Source organism: Burkholderia latens, from assembly GCF_902499045.1.
GTDB lineage: Bacteria > Pseudomonadota > Gammaproteobacteria > Burkholderiales > Burkholderiaceae > Burkholderia > Burkholderia latens.
On the sequence record NZ_CABVPL010000047.1, the window covers coordinates 28857 to 53354 of the forward strand.

Here is a 24498-nt window from a genome sequence, read left to right on the forward strand (position 1 = left end):
TACGGTTCGACGATCCCGGCGATTGACCGATTCAGCGATCTTGCGATGGCGCGCCACGCGGAACCAGTAAAATACCGCGCGTCCCGGGCCGCGCTGCGCACGCCGCGCGCCCGCTTTCGGAGCAGTTCGAGCACACCGTTGTTTCGATTCGCCTTTTTACGGAACTCAACGTTTTGTCCACGACGTTATCCACACGAGATGTGGACAACGTCCCGATGAATGACGAAATTCAGCGCCTATGTCAACGAAGAAGCCCAGCGCGGCCTATAGCGAAGCATCGATCAAGGTGCTCAAGGGTCTCGAGCCGGTCAAGCAGCGGCCCGGCATGTACACCCGTACGGAAAACCCGCTGCACATCATTCAGGAAGTCATCGACAACGCGTCGGACGAGGCGCTCGGCGGCCACGGCAAGCAGATCACGGTCACGCTGCACGCCGATCACTCGGTGTCGGTGGAGGACGACGGCCGCGGCATTCCGTTCGGGATGCACCCGGAGGAACGCGTGCCGGTCGTCGAGATCGTGTTCACGCGCCTGCACGCGGGCGGCAAGTTCGACAAGGCGGCCGGCGGCGCGTACACGTTCTCGGGCGGCCTGCACGGCGTCGGCGTGTCGGTGACGAACGCACTCGCGACGCGTCTCGACGTGACGGTCTGGCGCGACGGCAAGATCGCCGAGCTCGGCTTTGCCGACGGCGACGTCGTGAAGCCGCTGTCGACGCAAGCGGCGGGCCGCGGCGACAAGAAGTCCGGCACGCGCGTACAGGTGTGGCCGAACCCGAAATACTTCGATTCGCCGAACCTGCCGCTCGGCGAACTGCAGCGGCTGCTGCGCTCGAAGGCCGTGCTGCTGCCGGGCGTCGAGGTCGTGCTCGTCAACGAGAAGACGGGCGAGCGCCAAACATGGAAATACGACGACGGCCTGCGCGGCTATCTGCTCGACGAGATGAACGGCAGCGAGCTGTTGATCCCGCTGTTCGAAGGCGAGCGCTTCGCCGATGCACGCTCGGCGGACGAAACCTTCGCCGAAGGCGAGGGCGCGTCGTGGGTCGTCGCATGGAGCGAGGAAGGTTCGCTCGTGCGCGAGTCGTACGTGAACCTGATTCCGACGCCGGCCGGCGGCACGCACGAGTCGGGGCTGCGCGACGGTCTCTACCAGGCGGTGAAGAGCTTCGTCGAACTGCACAACCTGCAGCCGAAGGGCGTGAAGCTGCTGGCGGAAGACGTGTTCGCGCGCGTGTCGTTCGTGCTGTCCGCGAAGGTGCTCGATCCGCAGTTCCAGGGGCAGATCAAGGAACGCCTGAACAGCCGCGACGCGGTGAAGCTCGTGTCGTCGTTCTCGCGTCCCGCGCTCGAACTGTGGCTGAACCAGCACGTCGAGCACGGCAAGAAGCTCGCGGAACTCGTGATCAAGCAGGCGCAGGCGCGCACGCGCGCGGGCCAGAAGGTCGAGAAGCGCAAGAGCTCGGGCGTCGCGGTGCTGCCCGGCAAGCTGACCGACTGCGAGACGGAAGATATCGCGCGCAACGAACTGTTCCTCGTCGAGGGCGACTCGGCGGGCGGCTCCGCGAAGATGGGCCGCGACAAGGAATACCAGGCGATCCTGCCGCTGCGCGGCAAGGTGCTGAACACGTGGGAAACCGAGCGCGATCGCCTGTTCGCGAACAACGAGGTGCACGACATCTCGGTCGCGATCGGCGTCGATCCGCACAGCCCCGACGACACCGTCGACCTGTCGAACCTGCGCTACGGCAAGATCTGCATCCTGTCGGACGCGGACGTCGACGGCTCGCACATCCAGGTGCTGCTGCTCACGCTGTTCTTCAAGCATTTCCCGCAGCTGATCGAGCGCGGCCACGTGTACGTCGCGCGCCCGCCGCTGTTTCGCGTCGACGCGCCCGCGCGCGGCAAGAAGCCCGCGCAGAAGCTCTATGCGCTCGACGAAGGCGAGCTCGAGGCGACGCTCGACAAGCTGCGCAAGGACGGCGTGCGTGAAACGCAGTGGAGCATCAGCCGCTTCAAGGGCCTCGGCGAAATGAGCGCCGAGCAGCTGTGGGACACGACGATGAACCCCGACACGCGCCGCCTGATGCCGGTCAAGCTCGGCGAGCTCGACTACGAGGCGACGGTCGCGCGGATGACGATGCTGATGGGCAAGGGCGAGGCAGCCGCGCGGCGCGGCTGGCTCGAGGAAAAGGGCAACGACGTCGAAGCCGATATCTAAGCCGGGAATCCGCGCGGCCGGGCATCGCGCCCGGCGCGGCCTCATGTCAGTTACGAATACGGAATACAGATGGACGACAACACTTCCGATCTCTTCGCCGGCTCCGATGCACCGGACACCGATGCGCTGACGCTCGGCAACTACGCGGAGCAGGCGTACCTCAGCTACGCGGTCAGCGTCGTGAAGAGCCGCGCGCTGCCCGACGTGTGCGACGGCCAGAAGCCGGTGCAGCGGCGGATCCTGTTCGCGATGAACGAAATGGGCCTCGGCCCCGACGCGAAGCCGGTGAAATCGGCGCGCGTGGTCGGCGACGTGCTCGGTAAATATCACCCGCATGGCGACCAGTCGGCGTACGACGCGCTCGTGCGTCTCGCGCAGGACTTCTCGCTGCGCTACCCGCTGATCGACGGGCAGGGCAACTTCGGCTCGCGCGACGGCGACGGCGCGGCGGCGATGCGATACACAGAAGCGCGGCTCACGCCGATCTCGAAGCTGCTGCTCGACGAGATCGACCAGGGCACGGTCGACTTCATGCCGAACTACGACGGCTCGTTCGAGGAGCCGAAGACGCTGCCGAGCCGCATGCCGTTCGTGCTGCTGAACGGCGCGTCGGGCATCGCGGTCGGCCTCGCCACCGAAATCCCGTCGCACAACCTGCGCGAGGTCGCGGCGGCGGCGGTCGCGTTGATCCGCAATCCGAAGCTGTCGCACGCGGAGCTGATGAACCTGATTCCGGGCCCGGACTTCCCGGGCGGCGGCCAGATCATCTCGAGCGACACCGAGATCGCGGCGGCGTATGAGAGCGGCCGCGGCAGCCTGAAGGTGCGAGCGCGCTGGAAGATCGAGGATCTCGCGCGCGGCCAGTGGCAACTGGTCGTCACCGAGCTGCCGCCGAACACGTCGGGCCAGAAGGTGCTCGAGGAAATCGAGGAGCTGACCAACCCGAAGCTCAAGCTCGGCAAGAAGACGCTGACGCCCGAGCAGCTGAACACGAAGAAGGCGATGCTCGACCTGCTCGACGCGGTGCGCGACGAGTCGGGCAAGGAAGCGGCGGTGCGGCTCGTGTTCGAGCCGAAGTCGCGCACGATCGACCAGACGGAATTCGTGAACACGCTGCTCGCGTACACGAGCCTCGAATCGAACGCGACGCTGAACCTCGTGATGATCGGCGCCGACGGCCGGCCGGGCCAGAAGGGGCTGCTGACGATCCTCGACGAATGGGTGAAGTACCGCCAGCTGACGATGACGCGCCGCTGCCGCCATCGTCTCGCGAAGGTCGACGACCGGATCCACATCCTCGAAGGGCGGATGATCGTCTTCCTGAACATCGACGAGGTGATCCGCATCATCCGCGAGTCGGACGAGCCGAAGGCCGCGCTGATGAGCGCGTTCGGCCTCACTGACCGCCAGGCCGAAGACATCCTCGAAATCCGGCTGCGCCAGCTCGCGCGGCTCGAGAAGATCAAGATCGAGAAGGAACTGGAGGCGCTGCGCGACGAGAAGGCGAAGCTCGAGGAACTGCTCGCGAACGAAAGCGCGATGAAGCGGCTGATGATCAAGGAGATCGAGGCCGACGCGAAGCAGTACGGCGACGATCGCCGCACGCTGATCCAGCAGGAAAAGCGCGCGACGTTCGAGGCGAAGGTCGTCGACGAGCCGGTCACGGTCGTCGTGTCGCAGAAGGGCTGGGTGCGCGCGCTGAAGGGCCACGGGCTCGACCCGGCCGGCTTCTCGTTCAAGGCCGGCGACAGCCTGTACGCGGCGTTCCAGTGCCGCACGCCCGATCGGCTGATCGCGTGGGGCAGCAGCGGGCGCGTGTATTCGGTCGACGTGTCGGTGCTGCCGGGCGGGCGCGGCGACGGCGTGCCGGTCACGTCGCTGATCGAGCTCGAATCGGGCTCGCACCTGATGCACTACTACGCGGCGCCGGCCGATCAGCAACTGTTGCTCGCGTCGAGCAACGGCTTCGGTTTCCTCGCGAAGGTCGGCGACATGGTGAGCCGCGTGAAGGCCGGCAAGTCGTTCATGACGATCGATGCTGGCGCGGTGCCGCTCGCGCCGATGCCGGTGCTGCCGAACGCGACGCAGGTTGCGTGTCTGTCGAGCGGCGGCCGTCTGCTGGTGTTCGGGATGGACGAGATGAAGACGCTGTCCGGCGGCGGCCGCGGCGTGATCCTGATGGCGCTCGACGACAAGGAAACGCTCGTGCAGGCGCTCGCGATCGATCCGGCCGGCGTCGTGCTGATCGGCACGGGTCGCGGCGGCAAGGTGCAGGACGAAACGCTGTCGTACGCGGGGCTCGCGCCGCACATCGGCAAGCGTGCGCGCAAGGGCCGCGCGCCGGACACGAAGCTGAAGGTCGTCACCGAGTTGCGTCCGCTGCTCGGCTGACGCCGCATCCGGCCGCCGGTTCGGCCGGCATCGAAGGCCGCGCGTCCGCTTCGGCGGGTGTGCGGCCTTCGTCATTTGCGCGGCGCATGCAGGTAAGCGAGGGTGGCGCCGTCGTGCGGAACTTGCAAAATATTGTGAAATGCTGCCGGGTGCCTGAACCGGGCGGCAGCGGGCCGGTCGAACGTCGCTCGAGACCGCGGATGACGCGGCTGATCGTTGCACTCAACCCATAACAGGATTGCCGCCATGTCCCACGCTGTTGCCGTCGCGCTGTTTCTTCATCTGCTGGCCGTCGCCGTGTGGGTGGGCGGGATGGTCTTCGCGAACTTCTGTCTGCGTCCGGCGCTGTCGGATCTGACGCCGCAGCTTCGCCTGCCGCTGATCGAGGGCGTGTTCGGCCGCTTCTTCAACTGGGTGTCGGGCTCGGTGATCGTGATCCTGCTGTCCGGCGGGTTCCTGCTCACCGCGTTCGGCGGCGCGCACGCAACGTGGTCGCTGCATGCGATGGCGGGGCTCGGCGTCGTGATGATGCTGATCTTCGGCCATATCCGCTTCGCGCTGTTCCCGCGCATCCGTCGCGCGGTGCAGGCGCAGAACTGGCCGGACGGCGCGCGTGCGGTGAACGCGGTGCGCTTGCTCGTTGTCGTCAATCTCGTGCTCGGCGTCGTGACGATCGGCGCGGCTGTGCTGTCGCGCGGCTTCTGAGCGCCGATTTGCGCTGACGGCGCGATGCCGTTCGGCGCCCGTGACCGGCGCCGCCGCGCCGCTACGCGGCCAGCATCGCGTCGAGCAGCCACGCGCCGGCCGGACCGAGCGGCCGGTTGCGCGACCACACCGCGTCGACACGCACGCGGCGCGGCCAGCCGCGCGAGCGCAGTTCGCACAGGCGATCGCGCGCGAAGTGCTCGACCATCCAGCGCGGCAACTCGGCCCAGCCGAATCCCAGCACCGCCATCTCCAGCAGCATCAGATAGCTCGGCGCGAGCCAGCGCTGCGTGCCGACGACGATCCGGTCGTCGGCGCCCTGGTTCTCCGGCTTCACGTACGTAATCAGACGCAGCTCGCGCGCGTCGCGCAGCGCGGCATGCGGGACTTCCGCGTCGCCGTATTTGGCCAGCGCGTGCGTGCGTCCGACGAACAGGCCGATCTCCGATTCCTCCGCGACCGTCGCCGCGCCGATATCGGGCGGGTAGGCCGCGCGCGCTGCCATCAGCCCGAGCTGCGCGCGGCCCTGCTGGATCAGATCGAGCACGTCCTCGTGCTCGGCGATCTGACATTCGAGTTCGAGCGCCGGAAAGCGCTGCTCGAGCGCCATCAACGTTTCCTCGTAACGCTTCGACTGATACGTATCGGACACGACGAGCGTCAGCCGCGCTTCCTCGCCGTGCGCGAGCCGGGCGGCCGTGCGGTCGATCGCGGCGCCGGCCTCCAGCGCGCGCTGCACCTGCGGCAGCAGCGCGCGGCCGGCATCGGTGAGCGTCGGCGAGCGCGTCGACCGGTCGAACAACTGCACGCCGAGATCGATCTCGAGGTTCGCGATCGCCTCGGACACCGTCGACTGGCGCTTGCCGAGCTTGCGCGCGGCGGCCGTGAACGAGCCGAGCAGCGCGGCTTCGGCGAACGCGACCAGCGCTTCGGGGGCATGGCGCATGCAGTGCACCTCACGGCGTTATATCGGTAAAACCGATGATATCAAACTGGATTGGCGCGGTTACGCCGATCAGAATGCATGCCATGGGTCGCGCAAACCGCGACCGGCAATGAATCGGAGGGAACGATGAAACAGACGAACAAAACGGTGACGGAACGCCTCGTCCACGCGCTGACGTTCGAACTGGTCGCGATCGCGCTGTGCGCGCCGGTCGGCGCATGGCTGCTCGACATGCCGGTGTCGCACGTCGGCGTGCTGACGGTGATGGTGTCGCTGATCGCGATGGCGTGGAACATGACGTTCAACACGCTGTTCGATCGTATCGAACGGCGCGCGGGCCTCACGCGTACGCTCGGCATGCGGATCGCGCACGCGGTGATGTTCGAGCTGGGCCTCGTCGCGATGGTGGTGCCGCTCGCCGCGTGGTGGCTGAACGTGAGCGTCGTCGAGGCGCTGCTGCTCGACCTCGGCATCGTGCTGTTCTTCCTGCCTTACACGTTCTGCTTCAATCTCGCGTACGACGCGCTGCGCGCGCGCTGGCTTGCCCGCCGCGTCGCGGCGCAGGCCGGCTGAGCGGTATGCGGTGGCCGCAGCGGCCGCAGCGATGTCCGCGACCGCGGCCGGTGCTCAGCGCGCCGCCGCCCACAGCCACGCGCCGCACACGATCGCGACCGCGCCGTAGACCACGTACACGGGCAGCTTGAACCGCGCGAAGCACAGCGTCGCGAACGCGCCGGTGAGCCAATAGACCGGATCGGCCGGTTCGCGATGCAGGATCCTTACGACGGCGACGACGAGAAAGCCCGTCGTCGCCGCGCGCAGCAGGCGCATGCCATGCTCGAAGCGCGAGTGGCGCTTGAGCCGGAACAGATGGTTCTGCGCGAACACGACGAGGCACCCGGACGGAATGAACAACGCGGCGGTCGCGAGCAGCGCGCCGATCCAGCCGTCGGTCAGGTAGCCGAGAAACGGCACGACGTTCAGCAGCGGGCCCGGCGACACCGGCGACAGCGCGAACGCGAGCGTGAAGTCGTGATCGGAGATGCCGGTGGCCGGCGACACGAACAGCGCCTTGAGCACGGGCAGCGCGGAGAAGCCGCCGCCGAACAACGTCATGCCGGCGCCGGCGAGCCGCGGCCACAGCAGCGTCATCTGGTAGTCGCCGGGCAGCGGCAGCGCGAACAGCGCGACCAGAATCGCGAGCAGCACGAGCAGCCGGCGATCGCGCGTCCCCAGCCTGACGTCCACCGCGTCGTATTGCGGCGGCCCGGTGAGCCAGCCCGCTGCAAACGCCGCACACAGAATCCCGACGAACGCGGCCGGACTATGTGCGAAAGCGAGCAGAATCGTCGACAGCGCGGCGATCGCCTGTTCGAGCCGCGTGCTCGCGAGCGTGCGCAGCTGCTTGATCCACGTGACGCCGATCAGCGCGGCGAGCACCATCCCGAAGTGATTGATCAGCATCGGCGCGGCGAGCGAGTTCACGATCGGCGTGCGATAGAAGATCGCGAACAGCGTCATCAGCACGAAGAACGGCAGGACGCTCGCGATGCCGGCGACCCAAGCGCCGAGGCGGCCGTGCAGCGTCTGGCCGACCTGCACCGCGACGTTGCAGCCGACGGGGCCGGGCACAAGCCATGCGAGTGCGACGAAATCGGCGAAGACCTGCGGCTCGATGCGCTGCAACCGGTCGACGTAGTGGCGTTCGAGCTGCGCCATCATCGACAGCCCGCCCCACGACATCGCGGAGATGCCGGCGACGGCCTTGAACAGCGCCCACAGGGACGCCTGCGTCGGTTCGACACGTGTGGCTGCTTCGACTTCCACGGTTGTCATGATTGTGCAGTTGGCGCAGGGCCTGGTCTCGCGCATAGGAACGTGACGGCGGCCCGCCGACACGATGGCCCTCCCGATTGTCCGCCGCGCATCGTGACACTGCCATGCGCGAAAACGCTAGTTAATGAACGAAACGATCGGAGCGGATCCCGCAACAATCTGCGTGCTGCGCAACAGGGCGGTGCGGGCGGCGCGCGCTCAATCGCCCGTGCTGCCGGTCGCGCGATGCGCAAGGACGTTCGGCCGGTCGCCGCGCACGCCGAAGCGCTCGATCAGCGCGGGGATCGCGTCGGCTCGCACGGGGCGCGAGAACAGGAAGCCCTGCGCCTCGATCTCGCCGAGCGCGGACAGCCACGCGATCTGCTCCTCGGTTTCGGTGCCTTCGACGACGACCGTGAGCCCGAGCGAGCGGGCCAGATGCACGATAGACGACACCATCACGCACACGCTGCGATCGTTCGGGATCGCCTGCACGAACGAGCGGTCGACCTTCAGCGTATCGACGGAGAAGCGGTGCAGATACGACAGCGACGAGTAGCCGGTGCCGAAATCGTCGAGCGCGATCCGGATGCCGAGCTTCTTCAGCGCGACGATCTTCTCGGACACGAGTTCCGGATACTCCATCATCGCGGTCTCGGTGATCTCGATCTCGAGCCGGTTCGCGTCGATGCCGGTGTCCAGCAGCGCCTGCGAAATGGTCTCGATCAGGTCGCCGCGCCAGAACTGCACCGGCGAGATGTTGACCGCGAGCGTCAGCGTGTCGTGGCCTTCGTCGCGCCAGCGGGCGATCTGCTCGCACGCGGTGCGAATCACGAAGTCGCCGATCGGCACGATCAGGCCCGTCGATTCGGCGATCGAAATGAATTCGTTCGCGGAGATGATCCCGTGCTCCGGATGGTCCCACCGCGCGAGCGCCTCGAAGCCGGTGATCGTGCGGTGAGTGAGGTCGATCTTCGGCTGGTAGGCGAGGAACAGCTGCCCGTCGGCGAGCGCGACGCGCAATTGCTGTTCCCAGCGCATCAGGTGATCCGCGCGGTGCGACAGGTGCGGCGCGTAGAACTGGTAGCAGTTCTTGCCCGCGTCCTTCGCGCTGTACATTGCAAGGTCGGCCTTCTTCAGCAGGTCGATCTCGCTTTCGTTCGCGACGGTGTGCAGCGCGATGCCGATGCTCGCATGCAGCACGAACGAGCTGCCGCGCACGTCAAATGGCTCGCCGAACATCCGGATGATCGCTTCGGCGAGCCGCACCGCGCGCCGTTCGACGTCGTCGCCCTTCATCACGACCACGAATTCGTCGCCGCCGATCCGCGCGAGCGACCCTTCGTCGCCGACGGCATCCGACAGGCGCGACGCGGTCATCTGCAGCACGATGTCGCCGGCGTTGTGGCCGAGCGTGTCGTTGACGGTCTTGAAGTTGTCGAGGTCGATGAACAGCAGGCCGAGCCGCGACAGGCTGGCCGGCATCGACACGTCGTTGCGCAGCCCGCGCAGCGTCGCGTAGCGGTTCGCGAGGCCGGTGAGCAGGTCGTATTCGGCAAGCTGCGTCATCTCGCGCTCGCGGCCGAGCAGCTTGCCGATCAGCCCCGTCGCGACGCCGAAGAATGCGAGCATCGCGAGCGTGATGAAGCTCGTCATCAGCAGGTACACGTTGCGCGTGTGGTAGTAGTCCGCGAACTCCTCCGACTGCGACAGGCCGACCATCACCGCGAGCGGGTAGCCGTCGAGGTGGCGGTACGACACGATGCGCGTGACGCCGTCGATCGGGTCGATGATCGTGCCGGTCACGCGCTCGGCGATCGGGTAGACGCCGGACGCGGAGAACGCGCCCGGCGCGTTGTTGACCGAACCGGTGCGCCGCGCGAGCACGGCGCCCGTGTCCGACACCACGGCGATCACGCCTTCCTTGCCGATCGCCGCGTTGTTGTAGAAGTCGTTCGTGAAGTAGCTCGGGTCTTCCGACACGACGACGATGCCCGCGAAGCTGCCGTCGGGGTTGTTGAGCCGGCGCGTCATCTGCAGCGTCCAGTGGCTCGACACGCGGCCGAGCACGGGCTTGCTGATGTACAGGCGATCGTCGTTGTGCGCGAGGTGGACCTTGAAGTGCTCTCGGTCGGACAGGTTGATCGGCTGCGGATGAGCGTCGGCCGTGTTCGCGAACAGGATGCCCTTCGCGTTGACGAGCGACACCTGGATCAGCGTGTCGCTCGGCACGACGCCTTTTTCGACCGCGCTCGCGAGGTTGAAGTGCGCGGGCGATTTCTCGAATTCGAACTTGACGAAGCGGGTGATCTGGTCGACCTGGTGGATCGCCTTGACCGTGTGCTGCTCGAGCGCCGACGACAGGATCGCCGCGGACGCCGCCGCTTCCTTGTACGCGCTGTCCTTCTCGACCGACAGCCGCGCGATGATCACAGCCCACAGCAGCGCAAGCGCCAGCATCCCGAGCAGCGGGATCGCGAACAGCGCGCGCCGGCGCGACTTGCGGGGCGCGCGCAGCGGCCGGTTCGGCGGCGTGTGGTTTGACCGGGCGGAACTCATCGGAGAGGGCGGGTCCTGCTCGCGTGCGCCGTCCCCTGTCGGGCGGGCGGCTATGGTTGGGGGCGCACCGGCGTCTGTTCGTTCGCGGGAGGCGCAACCAAGGACAGACCCGCCGAAGCGACGGATTAGGCCCGATATTACTGGCTGGAACGTTTTTGCGATAGCCGGGGAAAATCGCAGGGCGCCGGTCGGGCCGGGCCCCGCGTGCACTGCGCTGACGTCAGGCGGGCGCCTGGAACGTGCCGTCGACGACCGTCACGACGTGGCCGCCGATCCAGATCGTGCCGTCGTCGTCATAGCGGACGGCAATGCGGCCGTCGCGGCCGATCGCCGTGCCCTGGCGGGCCGTGTACGACGGGCCGGGGCGCCGCTGCTGGCGGCTCAGCAGTTGCGCGAGTGCCGCGTTCGCGCTGCCGGTGACAGGGTCCTCGCCGGTGCCGAAGCCGCCGCCCGTCATCAGGCAGCGGACTTCGAACGTCGCGGGGCCGCCGTCGGGGTGCGGCGCGTATACCGCGACGCCGTGCGCGCCGTATCGGTGCGTGAGCGCATCGAGCGCGGCCGGATCGGGCGCGAGGCCGATGCAGGCGTCGGCCGACGTGAGCCGCACGACGAGCCACGGCGCGCCGTTGTCGACCGCGCACGGTTCGGCGTCCGGATCGATCGCGTCGCTGCGCAACGCGGCCGCCAGTGCCGGGTAGTCCGAACGGTCGACCGGCGTGAATTGCGCCGGCGGCGCGGCAAATGCCCAGCCGTCGGCCTGTTCCCGCAACGCGACCCGGCCGACCCCGCACTGCTGGATCAGCCGGCCCGGCGTGCGCGGCCGTGCGCCGCTTTCGACGAACGCATGCGCGGTGCCGAGCGTCGGGTGGCCGGCGAACGGCAGTTCGCCGCCCGGCGTGAAGATCCGGACGCGATAGTCGGCGTCGGGATCGGTCGGCGTGCACAGGAACGTCGTCTCGGACAGGTTCGTCCAGCGGGCGATCGCGAGCATGTCGTCGTCGCCGAGCGCGTCGGCGTCGAACACCACGGCGAGCGGATTGCCCTTGAACGGCACCGACGTGAACACGTCGACCTGCTTGAAACGGACGCGGCGGCCGGTCATCGTGCGGTTACGCGACTTCGGCGATCAGCTCGATCTCGACGCATGCGCCGAGCGGAATCTGCGCGACGCCGAACGCCGAACGCGCGTGCTTGCCCGCGTCGCCGAACACTTCCGCGATCAGCTCCGACGCCCCGTTCGTGACGATGTGCTGTTCGGTGAAGTCGAGCGTCGAGTTCACGAGGCTCATCAGCTTCACGATCCGCGTGACCTTGTTCAGGTCGCCGGTGTGCGCGTGCAGCGTTGCGAGCAGGTCGATCGCGATCGCGCGCGCGGCGGCCTTGCCGTCTTCCGTCTGCAGGTCGGCGCCGAGCTTGCCGGCCCAGACCTTGCCGTCCTTCTTCGCGATGTGGCCCGACAGGTACACCGTGTTGCCGCTCTGCGCGCTCATCACGTAGGCGGCGGCCGGTGCGCCGGCGGTCGGGAGCTCGATGCCGAGCGACTTCAGTTTGTCGTAGACGTTAGCCATGCGTTCGATTCCTCGTAGAGAGTCGTGACAGGGAAAAAGGGGCTCACAGACGTTCGCGCAGCAGCTTGCCGAGGCGCGCGACGCCTTCCTCGATCTTCTCCGGCGGCACCGTCACGAACGACAGGCGCAGCGTGTTGTGCTGCGGATCGTTCGCGAAGAACGGCGCGCCCGGCACGAACGCCACATGGTTCGCGACCGCGGCCTCGAGCAGCTTCATGCTGTCGATCTGCGCGGGCAGGTTCACCCAGATGAACATGCCGCCGTCCGGGCGATTCCACGTGACGCCTTCCGGCATGTGACGCGCGAGCGACGCGAGCATCGCCTCGCATTGCGCGCCGTACAGCTGGCGGATCGTCGGGATGTGCTCGTCGAGGAAGCCGTCCTTGATCACTTCGTGCGCGATGCGCTGCGTGAGCGTCGGCGTGTGCAGGTCGGTGGCCTGCTTGGCCTGCACCAGCTTGAAATGAAGTTCCTCCGGCGCGATCACGTAGCCGAGCCGCAGGCCCGGCGCGAGCACCTTCGAGAACGTGCCGAGGTGCACGACGTGGTCGGGCGCCATCGACAGCATCGTCGGCAGCGGCTCGCCCTGGTAGTTCAGCGCGCCGTACGGATCGTCTTCCAGCACCGGGAAGGGGCTCGACTGCGCGAAAGCGGCGAGCGCGCGGCGGCGCTCGACCGGCAGGCGGCGGCCGGTCGGATTCTGGAAGTTCGGCTGCGCGTACAGCAGCCGCGCGCCTTGCGTGAGCGCGGGCGTGAGGCCTTCGGGCAGCAGGCCCTGCTCGTCGGTCGGCACCTGCACGTAGCGCGGCTCGTACAGCGAGAACGATTGCAGCGCGCCGAGGTAGGTCGGCGTTTCGACGAGGACCGGGCTGTTCGGGTCGATCAGCGCCTTGCCGAGCAGGTCGAGCGCCTGCTGCGAGCCGGTCGTGATCAGCACCTGCGACACGCGCACGCGGTAGCGCTCGGCGATCCATTCGCGCAGCGGCAGGTAGCCTTCGGTCGCGCTGTACTGGAGGGCGGCGGCGGGCGCATCGCTCAGCACGCGGTCGGCGGCGGCGCGCATGCGCTCGGCCGGAAACGTCGCCGGAGCGGGCAGGCCGCCTGCGAACGAGATGACCTCGGGGCGTTCCGTGACCTTCAGGATCTCGCGGATCGCGGAACTCGTCAGCTTGCGGGCGCGTTCGGAAAGCTGCCAGTGCGGCGGATGCAGGTCGCTCGGATTCATAGTCTCCTCGTTCGGATATCGTGGTGAGTCGAGAAAGGTCGGTCAGGCCGATTGCGTCGTCGCGGCCGGGTGGGCGTGCGGGAGCGCGATCGGGCCGTCGCGGCCGGGTGGGCAGAACCGTTCAGGCAAAACGGACATTATGGCGCACCTCATCAGCCGGCGCGAGCGGGACGCGGCGCCGTGGCCACCGCCGAGCGCCGGCCCAGCATCACGGTCGCGATCACGGCCGCCGCGAACAGCCACGTCGACGGCGTCACCGTTTCGCCGAACAGCAGCGCGGAAAACGCGATCGTGAAGAAGATCTGCAGTAATTGCACCTGGCCGACGCGCGCGGTGCCGCCCATTGCGAGCCCCGCATACCACGCGAAAAAGCCGATGAATTGCGAAAAGAGGGTCACGTAGCCGAACGCGAGCCACGTGCGCGGCGCGAGCGGCGCGGGGTGCGCGGCGTGTTGCGTCCACGCGAGCCAGCCGACCGGCAGCACGAGAAACGGCGCGGACACGACGAGCGCCCAGCAGATCACCTGCCAGCCGCCGATCTGGCGTGCGAGGCGCGCGCCTTCCGCATAGCCGAGCGCGCCGATGCCGACCGCGACGAGCATCAGCGCGTCGCCGGCCTGCACGGCGCCGCCGCCGTCACGCAGCGCGAACGCGATCACGAGCGCGCTGCCCGCGAGCGCGCTGGCCCAGAACGCCTTCGACGGCCGCTCGTGCGACAGCCACGCCGCGTACAGCGCGACGAACAGCGGCTGCAGCCCGTTGACGACCGCGCCGTGCGACGCCGGCACCGTCTTCATCGCCCACGCGGAAAACACCGGATACGCGATGATCACGCCAGCCGACACGATCGCGAGGCTTTTGAGCTGCGCGCGAGTGGGGAGGCGCTCGCGGCGCCACCACAGCAGCAGGCCGGCCGGCACCGCCGCCGCGAGCGCGCGGCCGAGGCCGTTGAGCAGCGGATTCAGTTCGGAGACGACGATACGCGTCATCGGCAGCGTCAGGCTGAAGATCATCACGCCGATGAGGCCGAGCAGCATGCCCCGGGTTTCGCGCGAATTCATGGATCGGGTGTCTCCGTATTGCCGGGTTCGGGTGATTGCTCGGGCAACGCGTTCAGCGCAGCGTGCGGACGCCTTGCGGCGTTTCGAATTCGGCGATCAGCGCGGGCGCGCCGTCGCCGGCTTCGACATCGAGCAGATGGCCGGCGCCGAGCCAGTCGAGCTGCTCGCGGATCAGGTCGGCACGCGCGTGCACGCCCTTGAGCGACTTCAGCGCGATGCCGTTGTCCGGCAGCGATTCGGCCGGATGGCGCGCGCTGTCCCACTGGATCAGCGACGGCACGAGGCCGTCGCCGGCGCCTTGCCACGCGGGGAACGCGCCGTCGTCGGGCACGGTCAGGCCCCAGCTCAGGTCGCCGCGCCGCATCGCGACGACCGGCGCGATGCGTGCCGGGTACTGGCGCTGCCACAGCGTAAGCTGGCGCGGACGGTCGACACGCGCGACCCAATGCGCGAGGAACGGGCCATCGGCGAGTCGCGCCTGGATCGCCGGATCGTCGAGGCCGAACAGCCGCGCGCGCGGCGGCGTCACGTCGTCGTTTGCGGACGGCGCGTCGGGATCGATCGCGATCACTTCCAGGTACATCCCGCCCCACGCGCCGAACAGTGCGTTGTGGGTGCGCATCAGCGGGTGGCGGCCGCCGCCGGCCGGTTCGATGCCGAGCGCGCCGGCGACATGGCGCACGCCTTCGTCGAGCGTGCGGGCTGCGATCACGAGATGGTCGAGGGTCAGGGAGCGGGATGGCATGAACGTCGGTCGGAAAGCGAAAGTGTCATGGTGGCGTGCGATGCGCGGGGCGGTCGCGCGGCCGGCTGCAGCCCGGCGCGCAAACCCGTGCCGGACGGGCCAGCGCCGCATGCGGCAAGGCCGGAACGGCAGCCGCACGATCGCCATTGCGGTCTAACTGTAATCGTCGCCACCGGCACAGTAACGGTACAATCGGCGCGATAGCCTTCGGTACAGTTTGAGCCGCCGCCCATGTCGACCATGTCCACCGTCCCTCTCGCGCAGATTCCGGCGCCGCACGATACGGCCACGCTCACGCTAGTCGACCAGCTCGTCCAGTGGGCGCGGCGCCGGATCGACGAACGGGTGTTCCGTCCCGGCATGCGGATGCCGTCGATCCGCAAGCTCGCGCTCGACAAGAGCGTGTCGCGCTTCACCGTCGTCGAGGCGTACGAGCGGCTCGTCGCGCAAGGGTATCTCGATTCGCGGCGCGGCTCCGGCTTCTACGTGCGCGAGCGCACGGCCGCCGGCCCGCAGCCGGCGGACAGCGTGGCACGCGCGGCCGAGGCCGCGCCCGTGCACAACACGATCGACGTCGTCTGGCTGCTGCGCAACATGCTGCACACCGTGAGCCCGGAAAAAGGGCCGGGTCTCGGCTACCTGCCGGGCCGCTGGCTGGACGGCGAGCTGATCACCGGCGCGCTGCGCGCGCTGGGGCGCCAGGCCGGCGCGCAGATGCTCGGGTTCGGCACCGCGCAGGGCTTCCTGCCGCTGCGCCAGCAACTGCAGACGCGGCTCGCGGAAGTCGAGATCGGCGCGAAGCCCGAGCAGCTCGTGCTGGTGTCGGGCATCACGCAGGCGATCGACCTGATCGCGCGCATTTACGTGCGGCCTGGCGACGCGGTGATCGTCGGCGATCCGGCGTGGTTCCAGATGTTCGGCCGCTTCGCGGCGCAGGGCGCGCAACTCGTCGGGATGCCGTATACGCCGGACGGTCCCGATCTCGACGCGCTGGAAACGCTCGTGCAGATGTGGCGGCCGAAGATGCTGGTGATCAATTCGGTGCTGCAGAACCCGACCGGCACGTCGCTGTCGGCCGCGCAGGCGTTCCGGATCCTGAAGCTCGCGGAGGCGTACGACTTCCTGGTGGTCGAAGACGACGTGTACGGCGACCTGTGCCCGCCGAGCTATCCGGCCACGCGCCTCGCGAGCCTCGATCAGCTGAAGCGCGTGATCTACCTCGGCAGCTATTCGAAGACGCTCGCGGCAAACCTGCGGGTCGGCTATGTCGCGTGCGCGCCGGAAATCGCGAAGGCGATCACCGACCAGAAGATGCTGGTCGGGATGACCACGCCCGAGCTGAACGAGCGCGTGCTTTACAAGATCCTGACCGAGGGGCATTACCGGCGCCACGTCGAGCGGCTGCGCGCGCGGCTCGACGGCGTGCGCGACAAGACCGCGCGGATGCTCGAGCGTACGGGGCTGCGGCTCTTCACGATGCCGGCGGCCGGGATGTTCCTGTGGGCCGACACGGGTGTCGACTCGGACGCGCTCGCGGCCGCCGCGCACGAAGCCGGCTTCCTGCTGACGCCGGGCAGCCTGTTCTCGCCGCAGCAGTCGCCGTCCACGTGGATGCGCTTCAACGTCGCGAATTGCGGCGATCCGGCGCTCCCCGGGCTGCTCGCGCGCTATATCGATTCGGCGGTGCGGCGCGCGCCGTGACGCGGCGCGGATGGATCCGCGTTGCTTTGCCGCGACGCGGCAAATAGCACGCGCTACTGCTTCAGGCGCGCCATGCTGCAACTTAATGCATCGGCGCTATCGCGCTGGTAGCCGTCCAAGCTCCGGTAACCTTTTGCGATCCAGTAATCGGGGTAAGCCGGGTCGAAATTCAGCGATATCACCCGGAAACCGCAGGCTCGTCCCCGTAGCAAGAAGGCGATTTTCGGTTTGGCCGCAGTCAGGTCGCTTTCAATCACCCGATACGGGCGCTTCGCGCAATTGGCGAAAGGCGTGTGCCATTCGATCGTTTTTTCGGTCGCACGAAGTTGGCCATCGCATTGCCGGCCGTGACCGACGAACACCTCGGTAAGCGGCTGATTGCCGGCTTGCGCAACACCTGCCAGCAGCGCGGTAACAAGGCTCAACCCTTGGGCAATTCTCACCGCGTGCATACCGGTTCCTTGCGCTGCTGAATCGTTGCCAGCGCATAATCGAGCTTCTTTGCGTAGGTGTCTGGCGCTTTCGTGTTGTAAAGTCGACCGACATTTGCCGTAGTCATCGGCTGCCAGCCTATGATGACTTTGCGTATCGCTGCCTTCCGATATTTCAAGACTTGCCCCGGGCGTAACGTGCCAATACCCGGATCGAGTGCGCGCAGCGTGTCGATTGTCGAACCCTGTTGTCGGGCAATTTTGTCCAGGCTATCGCCAGTTTTGACGGAAATTTCGTATGTTCGTCGATCCGGGTCCGGTACGCTTTGCATTGAGAAGTTCGCCAAGCGCATGAGCAGGTAACCAATAGCGGCGCGGATGTTGTAAGCAGGCACGGTGTAGCCATATCGGGTTGCCTCCGTGTTTAGTGTCATACGTTCCAGCGCTGATTCGGTCCCCGCTCTGGCGCAGCGCACCGTGGCGATCCGACGCTGCGGGCGTTTCCGCCCCACCACTGCAACGCGTCGATGCGGTCGCTCGGCCGGATCGGCGCGCGCCCAGCATTTGAACAAATTTCCGTCCGCGGCAACATCGGACACGTTCGAATCTATGCGAATTGGTATCGCGTCGGTCAGCCGCACAGGCGGCCCGTGCGATCCGCATGCCGCGATCGCCCCGGACCCTTGAAATCGGGTCGTTCGTCCCCAGATGAGCGCGCAAACCCGTCCGGCATGGCGCGGCGGGGCGCCTATCAAGTTCAAGTAAGAGGAAACAGCATCCATGGCACATGAAACGATGAGCTTTCAGGCAGAGGTCAAGCAACTCCTCCACCTGATGATTCATTCGCTCTACAGCAACAAGGAAATCTTCCTGCGCGAACTGGTGTCGAACGCGTCCGACGCGGCCGACAAGCTGCGTTTCGAAGCGCTCGCGGACAACGCGCTGTACGAGAACGATCCGAACCTGCGCATCCGCATCGGCTTCGACAAGGCCGCGCGCACGATCACGATCGACGACAACGGCATCGGCATGAGCCGCGACGAGGCGATCGCGAACCTCGGCACGATCGCGCGTTCGGGCACCAAGGAATTCTTCACGAAGCTGTCGGGCGACCAGCAGAAGGATGCGGCACTGATCGGCCAGTTCGGTGTCGGCTTCTACTCGGGTTTCATCGTCGCCGACAAGATCACCGTCGAGACGCGCCGCGCCGGACTGCCGGCGAACGAGGCCGTGCGCTGGGAAAGCGCGGGCGAGGGCGATTTCACGATCGACGCGATCGAACGCGCGCAGCGCGGCACGACGATCACGCTGCACCTGCGCGAAGGCGAGGACGACCTGCTGTCGTCGCACCGCCTGAAGTCGATCATCCAGAAGTATTCCGATCACATCGCGCTGCCGATCCTGATGCGCAAGGAAGAATGGGATCAGGAAAAGGGCGAGATGGTCCTGAAGGACGAGGACGAAACCGTCAACCAGGCGAGCGCGCTGTGGACGCGTTCGAAGAGCGACATCACCGACGAGCAGTACACGCAGTTCTATCAGCACATCGCGCACGACCACCAGGATCCGCTCGCGTGGACCCACAACCGCGTCGAAGGCCGCAGCGAATACACGCAGCTGCTGTTCGTGCCGGCGCGCGCGCCGTTCGACCTGTGGAACCGCGACTACCGCGGCGGGCTGAAGCTGTACGTGAAGCGCGTGTTCATCATGGACGACGCCGAGCAGCTGCTGCCGCAATACCTGCGTTTCGTGAAGGGCGTCGTCGATTCGGCCGACCTGCCGCTGAACGTGTCGCGTGAAATCCTGCAGGAAAGCCGCGACGTGAAGGCGATCCGCGAAGGCGTGACGAAGCGCGCGCTGTCGATGCTCGAGGAACTCGCGAACGCGGAAGACGACGCCGGCAAGGAAAAGTACAAGACGTTCTGGAGCGCGTTCGGCCAGGTGCTGAAGGAAGGCGTCGGCGAGGATCACGCGAACCGCGAGCGCATCGCGAAGCTGCTGCGCTTCGCGTCGACGCATGGCGACACCGACGCGCAGGACGTGTCGCTCGCCGACTACGTGTCGCGGATGAAGCCCGAGCAGAGCAAGATCTACTACGTGACCGCCGACACGTGGCAGGCCGCGAAGAACAGCCCGCATCTGGAAGTGTTCCGCAAGAAGGGCGTCGAGGTGCTGTTGCTGACCGATCGCGTCGACGAATGGATGCTGTCGTTCCTGCACGAATTCGACGGCAAGCCGCTCGCGAGCGTGGCGCGCGGCGATCTCGACCTCGGCGAGCTGAACGACGAGGAGAAGAAGGCGCAGGAGCAGGCGGGCGAGGCGATCAAGCCGGTCGTCGAGAAGATGAAGGAAGCGCTCGGCGACAAGGTCAAGGAAGTGCGCGTCACGTTCCGCCTGACCGATTCGCCGTCGTGCCTGGTCGCGGACGACAACGACATGAGCGGTTATCTGCAGCGAATGCTGAAGGCCGCCGGCCAGAAAGCGCCGGCGATGCAGCCGATCCTCGAAATCAACCCGGAGCACGCGCTCGTGAAGCAGCTGAACGCCGACAGCGCCGATTTCGGCGACTGGTGCCACCTGCTGTTCGACCAGGCGTTGCTGGCCGAAGGCGGGATGCTCGATGATCCGGCGAGCTTCGTGAAGCGGACCAACGCGCTGCTGCTGTCGCGCACGGCGTGAACGCGCGGATGCGATTCGACGGCGCGCGGGCCGGCTGGCGCGAAACGCCGCGGCCCGGCTGCACGCTCGATCAGCGCGACTGGCTGACGCGCGGCGGATCGCTGACCGCGCATCTCGCGCGGCTCGGCGGCGTGAGCGTGCGCGTGACGCGCGAGGCCGTCGACGTTCCATGGTTCGACGAGCCGGACGCGCTCGGCAGCGCGCAGCGCGCGCCGATGTGGGTGCGCGAGGTGATTCTGTCGGTCGACGGCACGCCGTACGTCGCCGCGCACAGCATCGCACCGCTCGCGGCCAGCAAGGGCGTGTGGCAGGCGATGCGGCGGCTGCGCACGCGGCCGCTCGCCGAGCTGCTGTACAGCGATCCGCAGGTCGAGCGCTCGGCGCTCGTCAGCCGGCGCGTGATCGCCGGCCATCCGCTGTATGCGCTCGCCTGCCATGCGTTGCAGGGCGCGCGGGCGCCGCACGCGTTCGCCGCGCGGCGCTCGGTGTTTCAGCGGCACGGCAAGCCGCTGATGGTCACCGAATGCATGCTGCCGGCGCTGTGGCGTCATCTCGACGCGCACGGCGACGGGCCGCGGTCCGCGGGGCCGCACGGAGAACGCTGATGCTGCAAGGCTTTGCGCCGGTCGTCGCACCGCATACGCATACGATGATCCTCGGGAGCTTTCCCGGCGAGGCGTCGCTCGACGCCGCGCAGTACTACGCGCATCCGCGCAATCAGTTCTGGCGGTTGTTGGGCGCGGTGCTCGGCGAGCCGGGGCTGCACGAGCTCGCGTACGACGCGCGGCTCGAGCGGGTGCTCGCGCATGGCATCGGCATCTGGGACGTCCTCGATGCGTGCCATCGCGAAGGCAGCCTCGATTCCGCGATCCGCAATGCGAAGCCGAACGACTTCGCGTCGTTGCGCGAGCATGCGCCGTTGCTGAAGAAAGTATGTTTCAACGGGAAGACGGCAGGGCGGTTTGCTGGCGTCATCGGCGAGGCCGGGTACGAGACGCTCGTGCTGCCTTCGTCGAGCCCCGCCAATGCGATGTTGTCGTTCGAGCAGAAGCTCGAACACTGGCGTCGAATCGTGCTTTGATCGGCCGGGCGTTGCCGGCAGCATGGGCGGCCAGCGCATCGCCTTCAGATCCTTGCGGGTCGCGTCGAAGCTCAATCGTCGTTGCCCCATCGCCAGCGGGGCTTCTCGCCCTTGACCCAGCAAACGGCGGTCAGCAGCGTGACGAGCACCACGATGCACGCGGCGTACGCAATCGGCGAACGTTGCGGCGGCGCGAGCCACGCGCTCGCGACGACGCCGATCGCGAACAGCAGCAGCACGGCCCACCCCTGCCACGCGACGGGCAAACCCCATCCCCACCCGTAGCGCTTTGCCGGGAACCAGATCTTCTTGTCGTTCGAGGTCATGTCAGTACTCGCGGTCAGTGGATTCCCACCAATGCTATCCTCTCGTCCGCTCATCCAGCCTGATCCAGCATCACTCAGCGAGATTCACCATGACCCGATTGATCAAGCGCGCGTCCGCCGAGGCACGCGCGTTCAAGCAACGCCAGCCGTCCGCGTACAACGGCTCGGAAAAACTCCAGCCGCCGCGCGTGAAGCGCCGCCCGGAGATCGACGAACACGACGACGTGCCCGTCCTCGACGCGCCGCGCAAGCCGCGTTTCGCGCCGGTCACGTTCTCCGAAGAACGCGGCGTGCGCTTCCTGCACTTCGGCACCGAGTGGGTGCAGGGCGCGATGCGCATCTCGAAGCCGCTCCACATCGAGCTCGAATACGCGCAGCAGATGATGGCGTGGCTGCTGTTCCTCGAAACGCCCGAGCGGATCGTCCAGCTCGGGCTCGGCACCGGCGCGCTGACGAAGTTCTCGCACCGCTTCCTGCCGCGCGCGAAGGTCGAGGCCGTCGAACTGAACCCGGCCGTGATCGTCGCCGCGCGTACGATGTTCGCGCTGCCGCCCGATGACGAACGCCTCGTCGTGCACGAAGCCGACGCCTGGGATTTCGTCAACGATCCGGCCAACCGCGGCACGACGGGCGCGCTGCAAATCGACCTGTACGATGCGACCGCGCGCGGCCCGGTGCTCGACAGCGTCGCGTTCTATCGCGCGGTGCGCGGCTGCCTCGCGGATGCCGGCATCGCGACGATCAACCTGTTCGGCGACCATCCGAGCTTCGTGCGCAACATGAAGCATCTGAACGCGGCGTTCGACCATCGCGTGATCGCGCTGCCGGAAGTGCACGACGGCAACCGGATCGCGCTCGCGTTCTCGGGCCCCGCGCTCGACGTATCGTTCGCACAGCTGGACGCTCGGGCGAAGCTGATCGAGGACACGCTGAAGCTGCCCGCGCGCAAGTGGGTGAAAGCTTTGAAAGAAACGACGGGCGCACGCGACGCATCGTTCGCGATCTGACGCTCATGCGCGCGCCGCATGCCGGTGCAACCGCGCGCTCAGGGGCGGATCACCTCGGGTTCGCCCCCGCTTGACCGCTCGCCCGCGGCTCCTATACTGGCGCGAAGCCAGGGGAGCCGCAGCTTACCCGTTTTGCCGCTCCTCTCGCCGCCGTACCCGCTCAACAAGATCGATAACCGGGAAAGATGAGGAGACGTCATGGCTCACGATGCCGACGCCAATCGGGCCGCCAAGCGCTGGCTCTGGCTGCTGGTGCTGCCGCTGATCGCGATGGTCTGGGTGCCGTCGTACAGCAAGATCGAACCGCAATGGCTGGGATTTCCGTTTTTCTATTGGTACCAGCTGCTGTGGGTGTTCATTAGCGCGGTGATCACCGCGTTCGTCTACTACAAGACCAAGGACGCGTGGAAGTCGACCGGCACGCCCGGAGGTGCACGATGAACCTCGGCGCTACCTTCGTCTTCGTCCTGCTGTTCATCGGCGTGACCATCCTCGGCTTTCTCGCCGCGAACTGGCGGCGCGGCGATCTCGCCCACCTCGACGAATGGGGCCTCGGCGGCCGCCGCTTCGGCACGATCGTCACGTGGTTCCTGCTCGGCGGGGACCTCTATACGGCGTACACGTTCGTTGCGGTGCCCGCGCTCGTGTTCGGCGCCGGCGCGATGGGCTTTTTCGCGCTGCCGTACACGATCCTGATCTACCCGTTCGCGTTCGTCGTGTTCCCGAAGCTGTGGAGCATCGCGAAGCGGCACGGCTACGTGACGGCCGCCGACTTCGTCAACGCCCGCTACGGCAGCCGGATGCTCGCGCTCGCGATCGCGGTGACGGGCATCCTCGCGACGATGCCGTACATCGCGCTGCAGCTCGTCGGCATCGAAGTCGTGATCGGCGCGCTGGGTTTCGACACGACCGGCTTCGTCGGCGACCTGCCGCTCATCATCGCGTTCGCGATCCTCGCCGCCTACACGTACACGTCGGGGCTGCGCGCGCCCGCGATGATCGCGATCGTGAAGGACATCCTGATCTACATCACGATCGCCGCGGCGATCATCGTGATCCCCGCGAAGCTCGGCGGGTTCGGGCACATCTTCTCGACGGTGCCGCCCGCGAAGCTGCTGCTGAAGGCGCCGGACGCGACGAGCCTGAACGGCTACAGCGCGTACGCGACGCTCGCGATCGGCTCCGCGCTCGCGCTGTTCCTGTATCCGCACTCGGTCACGGCGATCCTGTCGTCGTCGTCGGGCAACACGATCCGCCGCAACATGGCGATGCTGCCCGCGTATTCGTTCGTGCTCGGCCTGCTCGCGCTGCTCGGCTACATGGCGCTCGCATCCGGCGTGAAGGACATGCCGCAGTACGCGCCGTACTTCAAGGCGTTCGGCCCGAACTTCGCGGTGCCCGCGCTGTTCCTGAACTACTTCCCGTCGTGGTTCGTCGGCGTCGCGTTCGCGGCGATCGGCATCGGCGCGCTGGTGCCGGCGGCGATCATGTCGATCGCGGCCGCGAACCTGTACACGCGCAACATCCACCGCGAGTTCGTCAACCGCAACATGACGCACGACCAGGAGACGCACGTCGCGAAGCTCGTGTCGCTGATCGTGAAGGTCGGCGCGGTCGCGTTCATCCTCGGGCTGCCGCTGACGTACGCGATCCAGCTGCAGCTGCTCGGCGGAATCTGGATCATCCAGACGCTGCCGGCGATCGTGCTCGGCCTGTACACGCGCGTGCTCGACCACCGCGGCCTGCTCATCGGCTGGGCGGCCGGCATCGTGTGCGGCACGTGGATGGCGATCTCGCTGAAGCTGGCCGGCTCCATCTTCACGATCCATCTGTTCGGTCTCGCGATTCCCGGCTACGCGGCGGTGTGGTCGCTGATCGTGAACCTCGTGGTGTCGGTCGCGGTGAGCGTACTGGTGCGCGTGATCGGGATGACGCATGCGGAGGACCGCACGCGGCCGGAGGACTATCTCGACGTCGTCGAGAGCTGATACGCGCGGTGCGGTGCGGCTGCCAGCCGCGCGGCGAACGTCGTGCGGC

At 67.3% G+C, this 24498-nt stretch carries 22 protein-coding genes; 11 read left to right on the plus strand and 11 right to left on the minus strand.

Annotated features, from left to right (window positions below; genetic code table 11):
* Positions 1–238: 238 nt before the first annotated feature.
* The 3 genes from BSE24067_RS25280 to BSE24067_RS25290 all read left to right on the plus strand — a co-directional run bounded on the left by BSE24067_RS25280 (position 239) and on the right by BSE24067_RS25290 (position 5317).
* Positions 239–2221, plus strand: coding sequence for a DNA topoisomerase IV subunit B (locus tag BSE24067_RS25280; RefSeq protein WP_151064692.1), 1983 nt, complete (start codon positions 239–241; stop codon positions 2219–2221).
* Between the two features lie 69 nt (positions 2222–2290).
* Positions 2291–4612 carry a DNA topoisomerase IV subunit A gene (gene parC, locus BSE24067_RS25285; protein ID WP_151064691.1) on the plus strand — a complete coding sequence of 774 codons (2322 nt, stop codon included), beginning with the start codon at positions 2291–2293 and terminating at the stop codon, positions 4610–4612.
* A 246-nt stretch (positions 4613–4858) separates the two neighbouring features.
* Positions 4859–5317, plus strand: coding sequence for a CopD family protein (locus tag BSE24067_RS25290; protein ID WP_151064690.1), 459 nt, complete (start codon positions 4859–4861; stop codon positions 5315–5317).
* A 61-nt stretch (positions 5318–5378) separates the two neighbouring features.
* Here BSE24067_RS25290 and BSE24067_RS25295 read toward each other — a convergent pair whose 3' ends face one another.
* Positions 5379–6263 (minus strand): LysR family transcriptional regulator, encoded by an 885-nt coding sequence (locus tag BSE24067_RS25295; protein ID WP_151064689.1) that lies wholly within the window; start codon positions 6261–6263, stop codon positions 5379–5381.
* Positions 6264–6389: 126 nt separating this feature from the next.
* On the opposite strand from BSE24067_RS25295, the gene BSE24067_RS25300 reads away from it, so the two are divergent.
* Positions 6390–6836 carry a multidrug/biocide efflux PACE transporter gene (locus BSE24067_RS25300; RefSeq protein WP_151064688.1) on the plus strand — a complete coding sequence of 149 codons (447 nt, stop codon included), beginning with the start codon at positions 6390–6392 and terminating at the stop codon, positions 6834–6836.
* Positions 6837–6890: 54 nt separating this feature from the next.
* On the opposite strand, the gene BSE24067_RS25305 is transcribed toward BSE24067_RS25300, so the two are convergent.
* The 7 genes from BSE24067_RS25305 to BSE24067_RS25335 all read right to left on the minus strand — a co-directional run bounded on the left by BSE24067_RS25305 (position 6891) and on the right by BSE24067_RS25335 (position 15236).
* On the minus strand, positions 6891–8099 hold the full coding sequence (locus tag BSE24067_RS25305; protein WP_151064687.1) for a chromate transporter: 1209 nt from the start codon (positions 8097–8099) through the stop codon (positions 6891–6893).
* 198 nt (positions 8100–8297) lie between these two features.
* A complete protein-coding gene (locus BSE24067_RS25310; RefSeq protein ID WP_151064686.1) occupies positions 8298–10637 on the minus strand; it encodes a bifunctional diguanylate cyclase/phosphodiesterase in 2340 nt (779 codons plus the stop codon).
* 220 nt (positions 10638–10857) lie between these two features.
* On the minus strand, positions 10858–11739 hold the full coding sequence (locus tag BSE24067_RS25315) for a PhzF family phenazine biosynthesis protein (RefSeq protein ID WP_151064685.1): 882 nt from the start codon (positions 11737–11739) through the stop codon (positions 10858–10860).
* A 7-nt stretch (positions 11740–11746) separates the two neighbouring features.
* Positions 11747–12205: a RidA family protein gene (locus BSE24067_RS25320; protein ID WP_039319604.1), complete on the minus strand. Its 459-nt coding sequence runs from the start codon at positions 12203–12205 to the stop codon at positions 11747–11749.
* 43 nt (positions 12206–12248) lie between these two features.
* Positions 12249–13430: an aminotransferase-like domain-containing protein gene (locus tag BSE24067_RS25325; RefSeq protein WP_151064684.1), complete on the minus strand. Its 1182-nt coding sequence runs from the start codon at positions 13428–13430 to the stop codon at positions 12249–12251.
* A gap of 152 nt (positions 13431–13582) precedes the next feature.
* The gene (locus BSE24067_RS25330; RefSeq protein ID WP_151064683.1) at positions 13583–14491 is read right to left on the minus strand and encodes a DMT family transporter; all 909 of its coding nucleotides are present in this window, start codon (positions 14489–14491) and stop codon (positions 13583–13585) included.
* Between the two features lie 52 nt (positions 14492–14543).
* On the minus strand, positions 14544–15236 hold the full coding sequence (locus BSE24067_RS25335) for a VOC family protein (protein WP_151064682.1): 693 nt from the start codon (positions 15234–15236) through the stop codon (positions 14544–14546).
* A gap of 240 nt (positions 15237–15476) precedes the next feature.
* Between BSE24067_RS25335 and BSE24067_RS25340 the strand changes: the two genes are divergently transcribed.
* Entirely contained in the window at positions 15477–16937 is a 1461-nt protein-coding gene (locus tag BSE24067_RS25340; protein WP_151064681.1) for an aminotransferase-like domain-containing protein, read from the plus strand.
* 53 nt (positions 16938–16990) lie between these two features.
* On the opposite strand, the gene BSE24067_RS25345 is transcribed toward BSE24067_RS25340, so the two are convergent.
* Together BSE24067_RS25345 and BSE24067_RS25350 are read right to left on the minus strand one after the other, a co-directional pair.
* Complete coding sequence (locus tag BSE24067_RS25345) at positions 16991–17389, minus strand: hypothetical protein (RefSeq protein WP_151064680.1); 399 nt, start codon at positions 17387–17389, stop codon at positions 16991–16993.
* Complete coding sequence (locus BSE24067_RS25350; protein ID WP_244130559.1) at positions 17377–17967, minus strand: LysM peptidoglycan-binding domain-containing protein; 591 nt, start codon at positions 17965–17967, stop codon at positions 17377–17379. The genes BSE24067_RS25345 and BSE24067_RS25350 overlap by 13 nt, the downstream gene beginning before the upstream one ends.
* Positions 17968–18148: 181 nt before the next feature.
* Between BSE24067_RS25350 and htpG the strand changes: the two genes are divergently transcribed.
* Genes htpG through BSE24067_RS25365 form a run of 3 tightly spaced genes read left to right on the plus strand, consistent with a single transcriptional unit; the run spans position 18149 to position 21128 of the window.
* Entirely contained in the window at positions 18149–20047 is a 1899-nt protein-coding gene (gene htpG, locus BSE24067_RS25355; RefSeq protein ID WP_151064679.1) for a molecular chaperone HtpG, read from the plus strand.
* 8 nt (positions 20048–20055) lie between these two features.
* Positions 20056–20652 carry a chorismate--pyruvate lyase family protein gene (locus tag BSE24067_RS25360; protein WP_151064678.1) on the plus strand — a complete coding sequence of 199 codons (597 nt, stop codon included), beginning with the start codon at positions 20056–20058 and terminating at the stop codon, positions 20650–20652.
* Positions 20652–21128, plus strand: coding sequence for a DNA-deoxyinosine glycosylase (locus BSE24067_RS25365; RefSeq protein ID WP_151064677.1), 477 nt, complete (start codon positions 20652–20654; stop codon positions 21126–21128). Before BSE24067_RS25360 ends, BSE24067_RS25365 begins: the two co-directional genes overlap by 1 nt.
* A 71-nt stretch (positions 21129–21199) precedes the next feature.
* Here the strand turns inward: BSE24067_RS25365 and BSE24067_RS25370 are convergent, their stop codons facing one another.
* Positions 21200–21454, minus strand: coding sequence for a hypothetical protein (locus BSE24067_RS25370; protein WP_151064676.1), 255 nt, complete (start codon positions 21452–21454; stop codon positions 21200–21202).
* An 89-nt stretch (positions 21455–21543) separates the two neighbouring features.
* Here BSE24067_RS25370 and BSE24067_RS25375 point away from each other — a divergent pair, with 89 nt between their 5' ends.
* The 3 genes from BSE24067_RS25375 (at position 21544) to mctP (ending at position 24449) form a co-directional block, all read left to right on the plus strand.
* On the plus strand, positions 21544–22461 hold the full coding sequence (locus BSE24067_RS25375; RefSeq protein ID WP_151064675.1) for a class I SAM-dependent methyltransferase: 918 nt from the start codon (positions 21544–21546) through the stop codon (positions 22459–22461).
* A gap of 198 nt (positions 22462–22659) precedes the next feature.
* Positions 22660–22902 (plus strand): DUF3311 domain-containing protein, encoded by a 243-nt coding sequence (locus BSE24067_RS25380; protein WP_151064674.1) that lies wholly within the window; start codon positions 22660–22662, stop codon positions 22900–22902.
* A complete protein-coding gene (gene mctP, locus BSE24067_RS25385; RefSeq protein ID WP_151064673.1) occupies positions 22899–24449 on the plus strand; it encodes a monocarboxylate uptake permease MctP in 1551 nt (516 codons plus the stop codon). Before BSE24067_RS25380 ends, mctP begins: the two co-directional genes overlap by 4 nt.
* The last annotated feature ends 49 nt before the right edge of the window (positions 24450–24498 follow it).